Annotated in this window: 16 protein-coding genes; 3 read left to right on the top strand and 13 right to left on the bottom strand. The window is 40.9% G+C overall.

All coding sequences use genetic code 11. The annotated features are described in order from the left end of the window. Positions 1-11: 11 nt before the first annotated feature. From murD to ABE613_RS06870, 10 genes are all read right to left on the bottom strand, one after another. On the bottom strand, positions 12-1,367 hold the full coding sequence (murD, locus tag ABE613_RS06915) for a UDP-N-acetylmuramoyl-L-alanine--D-glutamate ligase (protein WP_347376064.1): 1,356 nt from the start codon (positions 1,365-1,367) through the stop codon (positions 12-14). A 19-nt stretch (positions 1,368-1,386) separates the two neighbouring features. Next, positions 1,387-2,343, bottom strand: a complete 957-nt coding sequence (mraY, locus tag ABE613_RS06910; RefSeq protein WP_235232210.1) for a phospho-N-acetylmuramoyl-pentapeptide-transferase — start codon at positions 2,341-2,343, stop codon at positions 1,387-1,389. 63 nt (positions 2,344-2,406) lie between these two features. Further along, complete coding sequence (locus ABE613_RS06905) at positions 2,407-4,131, bottom strand: peptidoglycan D,D-transpeptidase FtsI family protein (RefSeq protein ID WP_235232209.1); 1,725 nt, start codon at positions 4,129-4,131, stop codon at positions 2,407-2,409. An 84-nt stretch (positions 4,132-4,215) separates the two neighbouring features. Continuing rightward, a complete protein-coding gene (locus ABE613_RS06900) occupies positions 4,216-6,093 on the bottom strand; it encodes a peptidoglycan D,D-transpeptidase FtsI family protein (RefSeq protein WP_347376008.1) in 1,878 nt (625 codons plus the stop codon). 7 nt (positions 6,094-6,100) lie between these two features. Then, positions 6,101-6,628: a hypothetical protein gene (locus ABE613_RS06895; protein ID WP_235232207.1), complete on the bottom strand. Its 528-nt coding sequence runs from the start codon at positions 6,626-6,628 to the stop codon at positions 6,101-6,103. A 38-nt stretch (positions 6,629-6,666) separates the two neighbouring features. Continuing rightward, positions 6,667-7,602, bottom strand: coding sequence for a 16S rRNA (cytosine(1402)-N(4))-methyltransferase RsmH (gene rsmH, locus ABE613_RS06890; protein ID WP_235232206.1), 936 nt, complete (start codon positions 7,600-7,602; stop codon positions 6,667-6,669). A gap of 11 nt (positions 7,603-7,613) precedes the next feature. Continuing rightward, complete coding sequence (gene mraZ / locus ABE613_RS06885) at positions 7,614-8,054, bottom strand: division/cell wall cluster transcriptional repressor MraZ (protein WP_235232205.1); 441 nt, start codon at positions 8,052-8,054, stop codon at positions 7,614-7,616. A 210-nt stretch (positions 8,055-8,264) separates the two neighbouring features. After that, positions 8,265-8,522, bottom strand: a complete 258-nt coding sequence (locus ABE613_RS06880; protein WP_235232204.1) for a hypothetical protein — start codon at positions 8,520-8,522, stop codon at positions 8,265-8,267. A 69-nt stretch (positions 8,523-8,591) separates the two neighbouring features. Beyond that, complete coding sequence (locus tag ABE613_RS06875) at positions 8,592-9,431, bottom strand: DegV family protein (protein WP_235232203.1); 840 nt, start codon at positions 9,429-9,431, stop codon at positions 8,592-8,594. Between the two features lie 120 nt (positions 9,432-9,551). Then, positions 9,552-10,727, bottom strand: coding sequence for an FtsW/RodA/SpoVE family cell cycle protein (locus ABE613_RS06870; protein WP_235232202.1), 1,176 nt, complete (start codon positions 10,725-10,727; stop codon positions 9,552-9,554). A 137-nt stretch (positions 10,728-10,864) separates the two neighbouring features. Between ABE613_RS06870 and ABE613_RS06865 the strand changes: the two genes are divergently transcribed. From ABE613_RS06865 to ABE613_RS06855, 3 genes are read left to right on the top strand one after another with little or no spacing between them, the layout of a single operon-like run. Further along, a complete protein-coding gene (locus ABE613_RS06865) occupies positions 10,865-11,143 on the top strand; it encodes a spore coat associated protein CotJA (RefSeq protein WP_235232201.1) in 279 nt (92 codons plus the stop codon). Then, the gene (locus tag ABE613_RS06860) at positions 11,140-11,409 is read left to right on the top strand and encodes a spore coat protein CotJB (RefSeq protein WP_235232200.1); all 270 of its coding nucleotides are present in this window, start codon (positions 11,140-11,142) and stop codon (positions 11,407-11,409) included. Before ABE613_RS06865 ends, ABE613_RS06860 begins: the two co-directional genes overlap by 4 nt. Positions 11,410-11,412: 3 nt before the next feature. Then, on the top strand, positions 11,413-12,024 hold the full coding sequence (locus ABE613_RS06855; protein ID WP_235232199.1) for a manganese catalase family protein: 612 nt from the start codon (positions 11,413-11,415) through the stop codon (positions 12,022-12,024). A 90-nt stretch (positions 12,025-12,114) separates the two neighbouring features. On the opposite strand, the gene ABE613_RS06850 is transcribed toward ABE613_RS06855, so the two are convergent. The 3 genes from ABE613_RS06850 to ABE613_RS06840 all read right to left on the bottom strand — a co-directional run bounded on the left by ABE613_RS06850 (position 12,115) and on the right by ABE613_RS06840 (position 15,226). Then, positions 12,115-12,537, bottom strand: a complete 423-nt coding sequence (locus tag ABE613_RS06850) for a hypothetical protein (RefSeq protein ID WP_347376007.1) — start codon at positions 12,535-12,537, stop codon at positions 12,115-12,117. Positions 12,538-12,674: 137 nt separating this feature from the next. Next, positions 12,675-13,913, bottom strand: coding sequence for a serine hydroxymethyltransferase (gene glyA / locus ABE613_RS06845; RefSeq protein ID WP_347376006.1), 1,239 nt, complete (start codon positions 13,911-13,913; stop codon positions 12,675-12,677). Positions 13,914-13,960: 47 nt separating this feature from the next. After that, on the bottom strand, positions 13,961-15,226 hold the full coding sequence (locus ABE613_RS06840; protein WP_235232196.1) for a S1C family serine protease: 1,266 nt from the start codon (positions 15,224-15,226) through the stop codon (positions 13,961-13,963). Positions 15,227-15,247: the final 21 nt, after the last annotated feature.

Here is a 15,247-nt window from a genome sequence, read left to right as displayed (position 1 = left end):
TATGCCACTCCTTATAAGGAATTTACAATCTCTTTAAACTTCTCTCCACGTACTTCATAACTAGAGAACATATCCCAGCTTGCACATGCCGGAGATAACAAAACTGCTTCTCCCGGCTCTGCCAACTTCGCCGCAGTAAGAACGGCTTCTTCAAATGTATCAGTAAACACATAATCTGTAAATCCGCAGCACTTCGCATCTTTTGCAATCTTTTCTTTTGTTGCTCCAAGCAGAACCAGTTTCTTCACTTTTCCATCAAAGCTTTGAATCCATTCCTTATATTCGGAACCTTTATCATATCCACCGCCAATCAAGACTGTCGGCCGATTCATAGCCCGAATTCCTTTGATTGCAGCATCCGGATTCGTTCCTTTTGAATCATTATAGAACACGACGCCATTTTTTTCCGTCACATATTCGATACGATGCTCTACACCGCCAAATGCCTTGACGCTCTCACGGATCACACTCATCGGTACCCCATAGACAGCTGCCATCGCAGCTGCAGCCATTACATTTTCATGATTATGTGTTCCCAGAATCTGTAATTCATCCACATGACAGATTGCTTCTTCTACACCATGATAATGGAAAATAATATTGCCATCCTCAAGATAAATTCCTTCTTCTAGTTTACGCTGACTACTGAAATATAGAACCTGTGTCTTCAGATTTTTCCCAAATTCTCTGGTGAGATCATCTTCATAATTCAAAATGCAATAATCTTCTTCCGTCTGATTTCTGGCTATATTTTTCTTCGCATTCACATACGCTTCCATCGTATGATGACGATTCAGATGATCTGGTGTAAAATTCAGAATCGCACTGACTCTCGGGCGAAAATCTACAATACTTTCCAACATAAAACTACTCATCTCAGCGACTGTAATCGTATGTTCCGTCATCTGATCTGCCGCAATCGTATACGGATTTCCAATATTTCCCACTACATACACGTCGTCCTGATAATTTTTCATAATTTCTCCCAACAGAGACGTTGTTGTTGTCTTACCATTTGTTCCGGTAATCGCCAGCACATCTCCCTTTCCCATCTGATATGCCAGTTCAATCTCTCCTATAACCAGAATATTCTTCTCCCTCATCTTCTCTACCACCGGAAGATCTGTCGGAACTCCAGGACTCAAAATAACAAGATCTAATTCTTCTAATAATTCTTCTGGAAAAGCTCCGATTATGATTCTTGCTTTACTGTCCACGCCTAATTTTGCACGGATCTGTGCCTCTTCTAATTTTTCATTTCCATCATAGAGAACCACATCTGCCTGATGCTTTTCTAATAATTTTACTGCCCCAATTCCACTGATTCCCGAACCAAATACGAGTACTCTTTTCTCTGCAACTTCCATATTCAACCTTTGTTTCCTCCTACATAGCCATCAATGCCACCAGACAAAGAATCGCTGTAACAATTGAAAACACTGCCACAACTCTTGTCTCTGACCATCCACACAATTCGAAATGATGATGTATTGGCGCCATCTTAAAGATACGTTTTCCGCCAGTTTTCTTAAAATATGTTACCTGAATCATAACAGACAATACTTCTACCAGATAGATCAATCCGACAATAATAATGAAAATCGGCATCTGAAGCATATATGCTGTTGATGCAACAAATCCTCCTAATGCCAGGGAGCCTGTATCTCCCATGAATACACTTGCCGGATATACATTGAACAACAAGAATCCCAAAAGTGCTCCTACCACTGCACAGGTGATTGGTTCAATACCACTTTTTGTTCCAATTGCAACTACAGTGAAGAATGTCGCAACAAGCACAGTCACACTGGAAGCCAGACCATCCAGACCATCTGTAAAGTTCACACCATTCACCGTTCCGATTACTACAATGAACATCAGTGGAATCGCCAGCCAGCCGATATCCCAGTACTTTCCTCCAGAAAACGGAATCATCATCGCAAGCGAAACATCTGTGAATCTGACCATATAGAATGCAAACACTGCTGTCACAACAATCTGAAGTGCCATTTTCTGCTTTGGGAACAAACCATCAGAACGCTTCATTACAACCTTAAGATAATCATCCAGAAATCCAATCAGACCAAAACCAAGTGTCACAAATAGAATTGGTATGATCTTCGGATAATCTTTAATATAAAATACAGATGTAATTACTACACTTAAAAGAATGATCACACCGCCCATTGTCGGAGTGCCAGCCTTCTTCAGATGTGACTGTACACCATCTGTTCTTTCCGTCTGCCCCATCTTCAGCCTTCTTAATACCGGGATAATCAACGGCCCCATAATCACACTCAGTGCAAACGATATTAATACTGGAATAAACACTTTATAATCCATATATCCACCTCTTTATTTCTTTTGTTAATTCACTTTTCAACCTAACCTAGTATACTTCATTTCTTATTCTTTTTCAATGCCAAGATAGGGTAATATATTTTCAAATATTTCTCTGATCACCGGTGCAGCAATCGTTCCTCCATAATATACGCCCTGAGGATTATAAATGATACACATCCCCAAAACCTGTGGATGATCCGCCGGCGCAAATCCAATAAAAGAAGAGATGTATTTATTCGCACTTCTGGGAAGCGTCTGAGAAGTAGCCGTCTTTCCTCCAATCTCATATCCTTCAATATATGCGTTCTTTCCAGAGCCTTCTGATACTACGCTTTCCAACAGCATCCGCATAGTCGCCGAAGTTTCTTCCGACACAATGTCTTTTTTCTCTTCGTATTGAAATTCTTCCACTTCATTGCCATCTGAATCAAGAACCCTGACACCAAAATGCGGCGTAATCCTTCTTCCTCCATTTACCAGAGAACTGACTGTTGTTGCCATCTGAATCGGAGTCACTTGAAACGACTGTCCAAAACTCATAGTTGCCAATTCTACCAAACCAATATTCTCTTTCTTATGCATAATCGTTCCCGCCTCTCCCGGAAGATCTACTCCCGTAAGGTTCAACAGACCAAATTGTTGAAAATATTTGTAAAAGTTATCCACTCCTAATCGAAGTCCGATATCAATAAACACCGGATTACAGGAATTCTGAATCCCCTGTACAAATGTCTCTGCCCCATGACCACCCACTTTATGGCATCGAATCTTTCGATCTTCCACAATTCGATATCCTGGACAGCTGAAGGAATCATCCAGATGGACAACTCCCTCCTCAAGACAAGCAGAAGCCGTGATGATTTTAAAAGTGGAACCAGGTTCATAGGTATCATTGATACATCCATTTCGCCACATCTGGTTCAAAGCACCCTGCTTTTCTTCATCTGACATATTACTGCTCTCTTCCCCTGTATTCAACGTAAATGGATCATTCAGATCAAATTCCGGGACATTTACCATTGCCAGTATCTCTCCATTCTGTGGATTCATCAACAAGATTGCGACTTTATCGGCCTGCTTTTCTTCCATGACCTTCTCCGCCATCTGCTGCGCATAAGTCTGTATATTATAATCCAAGCTAATCTGTAAGGTATTTCCAGCAACCGGCTCCAGACGATCTTCAGCGACTCCTTCAAGCTCTACCCCTCTGGCATCTGTAGTCGTTAATATCATTCCATTGATTCCTTTCAGATACTCTTCGTACTTGACTTCCAGACCAATAATCCCCTGGTTATCACCTCCAGTAAAGCCCAGTACTTTTGACGCTAACTCATTGTATGGATAATATCTTTTAAAATCTTCGTCCACTTTTACTCCATCTAATTCCATATCCCGAATCTTATCTCCAGTCTCTTTGTCAACATTTGTTTTTATTCTTTCCATAGAAGAGACTTTTTCCACTTTCTTTCGAACAATCTCCTCTTCCATCTCCAAAGTCTGAGCTAATGCCTGAATCACCCGTTCGGAATCCGTAATCTGGCTGTGAATGACTGATATAGTACAGACAGTTTTGTTCGTAGCAAGGACTGTTCCATTGGCGTCTATGATTTCACCTCGTGCAGCCTTAATTTCACGTTCCCTTTCATGCAGCGCTTCCGCTTTTTTCTGATAATATTCGGCATCAAATACCATCAGATACACAAGTCGTCCAACCAGTGCCAGAATCACCGTCACTGCACACAAGAATACAACAAGAATTTTCTTCTTATTATATGTTTTATTTTTCATAAAACAAAAAACCTCGCAAAAGCATTTTTTATAACTTATTATAGCTTTTGCAAGGTTATTCTGTAATTATTGTAAATTCATATCTTACTCACTGACTTGTTCTGTTTTTTTAACACCAAGATAAGGGAAGATTTCTTCCATAATCGAAGATGCCAGTTCAGTCGCATAAGAACTGGATGCCTGCTGCGCAACATTCGGTTCGTCAATAACCACATACACTACCACTTGCGGATTCTCCTGCGGAGCATATCCAATGAATGATACCAGATATTTACCATTGCCACGAGGAATCTTCTCTGCAGTTCCTGTTTTACCGCCAACATCATACCCTTCTACTGCTGCCGATGAACCAGTACCTTCCTGTACGACTCCAAGTAAATAATCCTTGATAATATCACTGGTTTCATTAGAAACTGTCTTTTTCAGCAATACTGGATCCTTATTTTCTGTAATATTTCCATTTTCATCCTGAATCTGCTTCACTACATGTGGTTTATAATAATCTCCGCCATTAATCAGCGAACAGAAAGAAGCCGCAAGTTGCGTCATTGTTACGTTGAAGTTTTGTCCAAACGAATTGGTTGCCAGGCTGGCAGGATCCATATCTTCTGCAGAATATAAAAGTCCGACAGCCTCTCCCGGAAGATCTATTCCTGTATACTCTCCAAAGCCAAATAATTTCTGATATCTACAGAATTCCTCTGTACCAAGGCTTGCGCCAATCTGCATCAACGCAACATTACAAGAATTTTCCAGAGACTGCTTCAATGTCTGCGGCCCATGTCCATCACGATTACTACAATGAATATCATGATCTCCCACATGCATGACGCCTCCGCAAACATAATTCTCATTCCCCGTCAAAACGCCGGTCTCCAAGCCTGCAGCTATCGTAAATGGCTTAAAAGTAGAACCCGGTTCATACACATCACTGACGCAGAAATTATTCCATCTTTCATTCAACAAATCTATCTTTATGTCATCTACCGTCTTTTCTACACCTTCCGCTTCTGATGCTTCCTCTGCCATTGCTTCCAATTCTTCATCCGAATAAGATTCAAGAAATTTTCTCGGATTGTTCAAATCATAATTCGGATAAGAAGCTTCTGCCAGAATCTCACCGTTTTGTGGATTCATTACAATTACCGCTGTATTCTTACTTCCTTCTCCAACAGATGCCTCATTTTTATGGGCTTCATTAAAGGCGAGTATATGTTTTTCCACAATACTCTGCACCTGCAGATCTATTGTTGATACAATTGTACTTCCATTTTCTGGCTCTTTCACCGTTCTTTCATAAGAAGAACTGTCATCCAGATATCCATATTCCCTGCCATCCGTTCCATTCAAGATAGAGTTATAAGATGCTTCGATTCCATTGCTTCCCACATTTCCATTTACGGTAAATCCAATCACATCACTTGCTAATGTATTATAAGGATATTTTCTTACATAATCATCTTCCAGCCAGATTCCTTTTACATCCGAGTACTTTTCATCATCTTCATCAATCTCTTCAAATGCCTGCGCTGTCTCATAATCAATCCCCTTTTTTAGTATATTATATCTGCTGGACGGACTATCCTTTATCAATGTCCGTACTACTTCTTCTTCAATTCCAAAACAATCTTCTAACACTTTGATTGTTGGCTCAATGCAATCCTCATCTTCCGTCAAAACTTTTACATCCAAAATGACATTATATACCCTCTCACTGGTCGCAAGCTTCGTTCCATTACGATCCACGATATCTCCTCGTTTAAATGGAATCGTACGACTGTCATACTGTTGCTGATTCAATACAATCTTTGTATATTTGGCGCCATTGGATGCATTAATATATGTAATTCTTCCTACTAAGAAAACAAAAGCTAGTACGATTGCCACAAAAATCATCACTAGCTTTTTCTGCATAAATTTTGAAAATTTTCTTCGAAAAATACTTTTTTTCTGTCTTGCCATAACTCACCTATCTCGAATCTTTGTCTGACTGAGCAAGCACTCCGTCTTCCGGAATATCTTCATACTGTTTTACATAATCCGTAGCCGGATTATCATATTCCACAATCTGTTCCGGCGAAGCATACACCATTCCTAACTCATTCTGAGCCTTATCTCGGATTTCCTCTAGGTTCACAGAGTCCATAACCGCATTATATTTGGTGTTATTCTCTTCCCTCAGTTCTGCCAGTTCTTCCTGCATTGCTGTAATATTTTTAGAGCGACTGGTAATGCGTGACTGTAATTGAACATAATTTACACACACAATTAATGCCATAACAGCAGCAACTGCCAGAAAAATCACATATGCTGAATTCATATGAAGAGCATGTCTTCTATTTTTACGGACCTGTCTGCTGCTTGTCCTTTTTTTTGGTATTTTGGGTGACTTTTCATGACGCCTTGGTTCAGCTGCCGGTTTGGTCACTGTATTTCCATACACATACATCCCACTGTACTGTTGTCTGTTTCTTGAATAAGTCTGCCTTGCTGCCATGTACGTCAGCCCTTTCTATCTATATTCTTTTAGCCATTTTACTTCCGTTCAAAGATTCTAAGCTTTGCGCTCTTAGAGCGGCTGTTATATTCTATCTCCTCTTCACTCGGCAAAATCGGCTTTCTAGTAACAATACTCCCCTTTGAGACTTTTCCGCATACACATACGGGAAAATCTGGTGGACAGGTACATGGATTCTCATTTTTCTTAAATGCGCTCTTGACAATCCTGTCCTCCAGTGAATGGAACGTTATAATACATAACCTTCCTCCTGGATTTAATAATTCAATCATATCATCCAATGAATCTCTAAGAACTTCTAACTCCCTGTTCAGTTCAATACGGATAGCCTGGAACGTCCTTTTTGCCGGATGCCCAGACTTCTTCTGATACTTCATTGGAATGGCCGCTTTGATAATCTCTGTCAGCTGGCCTGTTGTCTCGATGGGATTCTTACCGCGTTCTGCTACGATATGTTTTGCAATGTTCTTCGCAAACTTATCCTCCCCGTAATCTCTGATTACGCGGTAAAGATCCATCTCACTGTAGTCATTGACGATGTCTCTGGCCGTCATCTTCTGACGAGTATCCATCCGCATATCCAGAGGTGCATCTTCGCGATAGGAGAATCCTCGTTCTGCCGTATCTAACTGATAAGATGATACGCCCAGATCAAGTACGATCCCATCGACCTTGTCAATTCCCAATTCATGGAGCCGTGACTTCATATCACAATAGTTGCTCCGGACTATTGTAACTTTCTCCCCGAAGTCTTTTAAGCGGGCGCCCGCCGCCTCAATAGCTGCTGCGTCCTGGTCTATTCCTACAATACTCCCCTTTGTACCAAGGCGTCTGCACACTTCATATGCATGTCCACCTCCACCAAGCGTGCCATCTACATAGATGCCATCCGGCTTGATGTTTAATCCATCAATTGTTTCATTTAACAGTACTGATTTGTGTTCGAATTCCATATCTTCTCCCTCTAGATACTGAATCCGCTAGCTTCCATATCAGATGCAATATCTTCAATGTTAAGTTCCACTTCAGCATTCTTTTCATCCCATCTTGCTTTGTCCCAAATCTCGGCACGCTTCCCCATACCGATAAATACTACTTCCTTATCTAAGTGAGCAAATTCTCTGAGAACAGAAGGGATAAGTGTTCTACCTTGCTTATCAAGGTCCCCGTCTGTCGCACTTCCCTGAAAGAAATATGCAAGCGCACGGGCTTTTTTATCTGTGGTGGTTGGTAAGGCGTTCAGTTTTGCTTCAAAAGTGGTCCATTCGTCTTCCGGGTAGACATAAAGGCAATTCTCCATTCCTTTTGTTATGACGAAATGCTCCCCTAGATCGTCACGGAACTTTGCCGGAATGATTAATCGGCCTTTTGCATCAATATTATGACTGTACTCCCCTTTCAACATTAGAACTCACCTTCTTCCAAGTGGTCTCCACATTCATACCACTTTGCTCCACTTTTCACCACTTTCTACCACTTGCATTCATTTTAAACCACTTTTATATTGATTTCAAGACCTTTTTACGATTTTGCACAAAAAGGTTACACTTTATACTCATAATGGCAATAAAAAAAGAAGCAGACCTTTCTGCTTCTTTTTTTATTGATTTATTGATTATTCAGCGGATGTTGCCTCGACTTCAGCCAGATTATTATATAAATTCGTCAAAGAAGAATAATCTATCTGTGCTTCTTCCTTTGGCTGCTTCGATTCATAAGTATTATATGCGGAAAATCCAATCCATCCTATCAGCACAATTCCCACAAGAGCTACTGCACATTTACGTAAGATGTTCTGAAACTTCTCTTTCTTCATGTTTTTCTTGCGGTTTGCTTTTTCTTTTTTATATCTGTCTACTTTTTCCTGGCTCATACTTTCTGACTCCTTTTTCTAAGTACACTTACGTACCAACTAAAGGTTATTCTACCACAATTCAGGAAATTATACAACTACAATTACTCCACCATCAGCTGCGTACATACTGCTGATTCCTGCAGTATCCAAAATCACTACATCTTTGAACTGTGCTTTGGCTGTCAGCATTTCTTTTACATATTTTGCGCGTGCCGGACAATTACAATGAGAAATTGCAAGAATCTTATCTCTGGAATTCTCCAATTCCTTGATAATCTCGTCCCCCATCTTTGCCAATGCCTTTTTTACGCCACGTGCCTGACCAAGCTGCTGAATCGTTCCCTCCGGCGTTGAACCCATAACAGGTTTAATGTTTAAAGCCGTAGCCATTACTGCCTTTATTCCAGTCAATCTTCCATTTTTTCTAAGCGTATCCAATGTCTCCAGTACAAAATACGTATGCTGTGAATTAATATACGCTTCTACAGTATCAACAACTTCTGAGAATGACATTCCTTTCTCTTCACACTCTGCAATCTTCATAGCAATCAATGTCTCGCCGACAGATGCTGAGCGTGAATTAAACACATAGATATCCTTCTCACCGTATTCTTCCTGATATAAATTCTTGCCTAATACCGCACTATTGTAAGAGCCACTCAATTCAGCTGATAAAGTGACTGCATATACATGGTCTGCCTCACAACAATATCCTTCCATATATCTCTCCGGCGATGGGCAGGAAGACTTCGGAGATTCCGGCGATTCGGCAACAATTTTTAAAAATTCGGCCTGATTAAACGTCTCATCATCCACAATATGATGTCCATTCACATCAATCTGAAGTGAAGCCGTCTCAAAACACCCTGATGCTTTCATCTTATCCGTCAATTCTCCACAACTATCAACAATAATCTTATAACTCATATCGTTCCTCCCGGCATGCCGGTACAAACATCTTTCTGGCATGTCTTTCATTTCCGTACTATGTAGTTTTAAATACTACCTGATTAATAATAGCACATTTATATAGGAAATAAAAGACTTTTATTCATTGAATTTTATTTTTCGTGAAACCCCTAATGCAATTCCCATCTCTGCCATCAAAAACAAACTGGATGTTCCTCCATAACTAATAAATGGCAGTGTAATACCAGTTGTCGGGATCAGATTAATCACAACACATACATTCAATATAACCTGAAGTGCAACATGGGCAAATATTCCCGTCACAATTAAAGATCCATATATATCTGGCGCATTCTGGGCAATAAACATCAAACGATACAGCAACAGTCCAAACAGCAGCAAAACCATAATTGCTCCGAATACCCCCAGCTCCTCACATACAATAGAAAGAATCATATCATTTTGAACTTCCGGGATAATCATCTTCTGTGCACTATTCCCAAGTCCTTTTCCAAAAAAGCCTCCAGAACCTATTGCATAGAGTCCCTGCATAACCTGATATCCACCTTTGGAAGCATATTCTTCCGGTTCCAGCCACACAAGAATACGACGAAGGCGGAAATTCTCCGACAACTTTTTCCCGAGCTCCGAATTCATCAGTTGTTGTAGAATCAAAACTCCTGCAAGAACCGCTGTCATCACAATTCCCACAATTGCAAGAAATGGCTTCGTCTTCGGATGCACAACAAATATCATGATACAGGTAATCCCCATAACAATGATTGCGGTACTCAGATTATCAGTGAGAAATAAGACACAGGCAGATGCAAAGCCGCCCCACAGAAGCACTTTCATAATCCCCCTCCAAGTCTTAATCTCTCTGCCCATATTGCAGATCAGAACAGGGATAAACAAAATCACCGCAATTTTCGCAATTTCAGCAGGCTGCAGCTGTTGATCAAACGGAAGCTTGATCCATCGTCTGGCACCGTTAACCTCTTTTCCAAGAGGTGTCTGTACAAGTGCCATCATAAATATAGAAAAGAAATATATCTTCTTTGCCCATTTTATGTAGATATGGTAATCAATCTTTGCAATAATATACATTCCGATCAGACCTGCCACGCAAAAAATAAGCTGACGTTTAAAATAATGCATACTGTCTCCATAATTCACCAGAGCACTATATGCACTGGTACTGTACAGCATGACCAGTCCAAAACAAACCAGACAAATCAATACAGCAAGCATACTATAATCAAAAAACTGAACGGTATTCGTTTTTTTCTTTTTGGTCTCTTGTCTTTTTGTCATTACATTTACACTCCAATCGTATCTATTATACTCAGATATTCCTGTAAAAACAACCTAGAAAAAGCGAAACTCTGCACCAATCTTCCGAATTCTCCATACTATGTTATTGCAAATGTTTCTAAAAAGGAGTATGACGTATGCCAAATTATCGCTATAACACCTCGGATCATATGCGACGGAATACCTATGGCCGCCAGACAATGTCACCCTCTTCTGTATATTCTGTCAATTCTGGTTCCAGTTGCTGCGAAGACAAATCTGAAAATGATGAACTGAATGGCATGCCTCTTGCAATGGCATATGTGCCTTGGCAGGAATGGCGGGCATTATATGAGGTACAAAAAGGATTTCATCGGGGAACCATTTTCGAAGAACTGGATAAACCATTTCACGGGAAAGGAGGATGTTGCAGATGAGTGAAAACAGACCAAGCCGCAGAGAATTATTAGAATGGATCAATGTAGTGAGCTTCGCCGTGGATGACACAAAATTATTTCTAGATACACATCCCTGCAACAGAGAAGCCATGGAATTCTTCGACGAATTCAAGAAACAACGAGTGCAGGCTTTAAAAGAATATGCGAAATACTATGGTCCACTGACCCTGGATACTGCCAGTACTTCGTCCGAACACTGGTGCTGGATCAATGAGCCATGGCCATGGCAGGAAGGAGGCTGTTAGTCTATGTGGAACTATGAAAAACGTTTACAATATCCAGTGAAAATCTCTCAGACTAATCCGCAGATTGCTCAAGTCATCATATCGCAATTCGGTGGCCCGGATGGCGAACTCGCCGCTTCTATGCGCTATCTATCCCAGCGATACACGATGCCTTATCGTGAAGTCACCGGAATCCTGACTGATATCGGGACCGAGGAACTCGCCCATATGGAGATAATCTGCGCTATCGTCCATCAACTGACACGAAATCTAACGCCGGAAGAAATCGAAAAAACAGGATTCGACAAATATTATGTGGATCACACACTAGCGTTATGGCCTCAATCAGCAGGCGGAACCCCTTGGACTGCTACTTACTTCCAATCCAAAGGCGATCCTATCACAGATCTGCATGAAGATATGGCCGCCGAGCAAAAAGCCCGCACCACATACGATAACATTCTCCGCCTTGTCAAAGATCCTGAAATCTGCGATCCAATCCGTTTTTTAAGAGAACGCGAGATTGTACACTACCAGCGTTTTGGTGAAAGTCTCCGCATCGTACAGGATCACCTTGACAGTAAAAACTTCTATGCTATCAACCCGGAATTTGATGTGTGTTCAAATAACAAATAAACACTATCGAGAAAATGACGTGGCAGATTGCCACGTCATTTTCTTAATTATCATATTTAATCTTAACCCTTAAATAATAGCAAAATAGAATTATCTTAACAGCATGAAAACTATCAATGCAGCCACTACTACAATAGCAATTGCGAGAATGATAATCGGAGCTTTTGACATTTTCTCATCGTCATCATCGTCAAAATCGTCATCAAAATCATCGTCAAAGTATTCTTCTTTCTTCGGTTCTGGCTGCTTTTTCTTTTTCTTCTTGCTCTTTCCATCGCCTACAGCCAATAATTCATCGTAAGCTTTGCGCATCTCTTCTTCGCGTTTTTGGCGAACATGCTTTGGCGGTATATTTGAATACTTCTGATCTTCCTGCTCTGGTTCCTGTTCCTTCTCTACCGTCTTCACTTTTTTCTGTGGAACTTTAAATTTCTTTTTACAATTATAGCATAACAGATAATTCGGATCTTTTTTTCCCGGTTTTAATTCCTGACCACATATTGGACATTTCATCGAAAAGTCCCTCCTCATAATGTAAATATTCTTGCTATCCCATGCTGTCTGACAGCATACGTTTCACATACGTAATTATTATACTACATTTCATAAGAAATTTCAAAAAAATTGTTCTAAAATCTACAAAATTCCACTTACTGGCATAATGGATATTTCTTTGTTAATTCTTCCACCATACCCCTAACTTTTTCAACATTCGTTTCACTCTGAATCACCAGTGCAATTCCTTCTGCAATCAAATCCATATCTTCCTCATTCATACCACGAGAAGTGACAGCCGGAGTCCCCAATCTGACTCCACTGGTGACAAATGGTGATCTTGGATCATTTGGTATCGTATTCTTATTACAGGTAATATGTGCATCATCAAGCCGTTTTTCCAGTTCTTTTCCAGTCACATCCAGCCCGCTCAGATCAACCAGCATCAAATGGTTATCTGTTCCTCCGGATACAATCTTTACGCCCCGCTTCATTAATCCCTCACTCAAAGCCTTTGCATTTTTAAGGATCTGCCGTTGATATTCCTTGAACTCTGGCTGAAGCGCTTCCTTCAGACAGACTGCCTTTGCGGCAATTACATGTTCAAGCGGTCCTCCCTGGATTCCAGGAAAAAGTGCTTTATTAAAGTTAAATTTATCTGCTGCCCCCTGATTACAAAGAATCATTCCACCCCTTGGGCCTCGAAGCGTCTTATGCGTTGTCGTTGTTGTCACGTCAGCATACGGTATCGGACTCGGATGTAGCCCTGCTGCCACAAGTCCGGCAATGTGAGCCATATCCACCATCAGATATGCACCTGCTTCATCTGCAATCTCACGGAACTTCTTAAAATCTATGGTTCTTGCATAAGCGCTTGCACCGGCAATAATTAATCTTGGCCTTTCTCTCAATGCAATTTTTCTAACTTCATCATAATCAATCACACCCTGGTCATTTACACCATAAGATACAATCTGAAAATACTTTCCTGAAATATTTACCGGTGAACCATGCGTCAGATGTCCGCCATGATCCAGATTCATACCAAGTACTTTATCTCCCGGTTCTAACATTGCGAAGAAAACTGCAAGATTCGCCTGTGCACCAGAATGCGGCTGCACATTTGCGTATTCACAGCCAAACAACTCTTTTGCACGGTCTCTCGCCAGATTCTCCACAATATCTATGCACTGACATCCACCGTAATATCGTCTTCCCGGATATCCTTCTGCATATTTGTTCGTCAATGGGCTTCCCATAGCTGCCATAACAGCTTTACTTACCCAGTTTTCAGATGCAATCAGTTCGATATGGGAATTCTGTCTATTCATCTCGCCCTGGATTGCATCCGCAACCTCACTGTCTACATTTTTAATCTCGTCAAATGAATACATGTTTTTCCTCCTAGGTGTCATATTTTCCCCAGGATTCTATTGTAACATTATTTTCCAGCACTTCCAAGCTTAACTTCTACTTGCTTCTCAGTATACTCTCCGTTATTGCCAGGGACTTGGATAGTCAATGTCACGGTCTCACCTTTCGCATAATACTGCAGCTGTTCCTGAAGTGCTTCCATGTCATTGACTGAAGTGCCATTAATCGCTGTGATAACACATCCTTTTGTAATACCAGCTTTATCAGCACCACCGCCCGAACTAACTTCTGAAACATACACACCAGTCGGCATATTATACATCTTAGAAGTATCTTCTGTTACATCAACACCCTGGATTCCTATATAGCCTCTGTCTTTTTCGTCAACTTTCGTCTTTGTCTCCTGGTTCATCAGATTTTCAATCGTCTCTTGTGCTTCAGAGATAGGGATTGCATATCCCATTCCTTCTACAGAATCTGTTGCTACCTTCGCAGTATTAATACCTATCACTTCACCCTTGGAATTCAGCAGAGCGCCACCGCTGTTACCTGGGTTAATTGCCGCATCTGTCTGGATCAGTTTCACATCAATACCGTCTAACTCTCGACCAGTAGCAGATATAATTCCAGTCGTCACAGACTGTCCATATCCCAGTGCATTTCCAATTGCTATTGCAGTCTCTCCGACCTGAATCTGTGAAGAATCTCCCATGGTTGCTACTGCAATCTGATCCAGCGTACTTTCTTCCACTTTACTCAGGTCAACGGCGACAACTGCCAGATCCTTATTAGGATCTGTTCCTTTTACATTCGCTTCTACGCTTGCTTCATCAATAAATGAAACGGTCAGTGTATCGTTGCCTTCTACTACATGATTATTCGTTACGATTAATAATTCAGAATCATTCTGCCCGATAATAATACCGGAACCTACACTCTCGCTTTGCCGCTCCTGTGTTCCTCCGAAGAAACTCTGCACCTCCTGAACACTCATATTCGTAATTGATACGACCGAAGGCATCGTATTCTTAGCAATATTTGCAATGTCTGAATTCACCGTACTGCTGCTTGATGTTGTAAGCTTCGTGTTGCTCACAGTCTCCGTCTGCTTCGTATTATTAGTCTTTCCAAGAATCTTCCCGGCCACTATATTGCTGGTCTGAAAGGCCGCACTTGCAACCAAACCAAACACCAACCCCAGACAGATTGTTTTGATTAGTTTTGAGGCTCCGTTTTTATGATGTTGTCCTTGTCGACTCATATCTCCACCACCCATATTTGACTGATTCTGCGGATCCTGCTCTGGTTTATAATAAGTATATTGGTTTTCCATATATAAGACTCCTTTCATATC

This window comes from Dorea chungnamensis (assembly GCF_039832125.1).
Classification (GTDB): Bacteria; Bacillota; Clostridia; order Lachnospirales; family Lachnospiraceae; genus JAFBIX01.
This window is presented reverse-complemented; position numbering and strand designations above follow the sequence as displayed.

Excerpts from the sequence above, each read along its gene's own strand:
- ABE613_RS06840 (WP_235232196.1), bottom strand. The coding sequence starts at position 15,226 with ATGGAAAACCAATATACTTATTATAAACCAGAGCAGGATCCGCAGAAT.
- ABE613_RS06855 (WP_235232199.1), top strand. The coding sequence starts at position 11,413 with ATGTGGAACTATGAAAAACGTTTACAATATCCAGTGAAAATCTCTCAG.
- ABE613_RS06905 (WP_235232209.1), bottom strand. The coding sequence starts at position 4,131 with ATGAAAAATAAAACATATAATAAGAAGAAAATTCTTGTTGTATTCTTG.
- glyA (WP_347376006.1), bottom strand. The coding sequence starts at position 13,913 with ATGTATTCATTTGACGAGATTAAAAATGTAGACAGTGAGGTTGCGGAT.
- rsmH (WP_235232206.1), bottom strand. The coding sequence starts at position 7,602 with ATGGAATTCGAACACAAATCAGTACTGTTAAATGAAACAATTGATGGA.
- ABE613_RS06895 (WP_235232207.1), bottom strand. The coding sequence starts at position 6,628 with ATGGCAGCAAGGCAGACTTATTCAAGAAACAGACAACAGTACAGTGGG.
- ABE613_RS06850 (WP_347376007.1), bottom strand. The coding sequence starts at position 12,537 with ATGAAATGTCCAATATGTGGTCAGGAATTAAAACCGGGAAAAAAAGAT.
- murD (WP_347376064.1), bottom strand. The coding sequence starts at position 1,367 with ATGGAAGTTGCAGAGAAAAGAGTACTCGTATTTGGTTCGGGAATCAGT.
- ABE613_RS06865 (WP_235232201.1), top strand. The coding sequence starts at position 10,865 with ATGCCAAATTATCGCTATAACACCTCGGATCATATGCGACGGAATACC.
- mraZ (WP_235232205.1), bottom strand. The coding sequence starts at position 8,054 with ATGTTGAAAGGGGAGTACAGTCATAATATTGATGCAAAAGGCCGATTA.
- ABE613_RS06880 (WP_235232204.1), bottom strand. The coding sequence starts at position 8,522 with ATGAGCCAGGAAAAAGTAGACAGATATAAAAAAGAAAAAGCAAACCGC.
- ABE613_RS06900 (WP_347376008.1), bottom strand. The coding sequence starts at position 6,093 with ATGGCAAGACAGAAAAAAAGTATTTTTCGAAGAAAATTTTCAAAATTT.
- mraY (WP_235232210.1), bottom strand. The coding sequence starts at position 2,343 with ATGGATTATAAAGTGTTTATTCCAGTATTAATATCGTTTGCACTGAGT.
- ABE613_RS06870 (WP_235232202.1), bottom strand. The coding sequence starts at position 10,727 with ATGACAAAAAGACAAGAGACCAAAAAGAAAAAAACGAATACCGTTCAG.
- ABE613_RS06875 (WP_235232203.1), bottom strand. The coding sequence starts at position 9,431 with ATGAGTTATAAGATTATTGTTGATAGTTGTGGAGAATTGACGGATAAG.
- ABE613_RS06860 (WP_235232200.1), top strand. The coding sequence starts at position 11,140 with ATGAGTGAAAACAGACCAAGCCGCAGAGAATTATTAGAATGGATCAAT.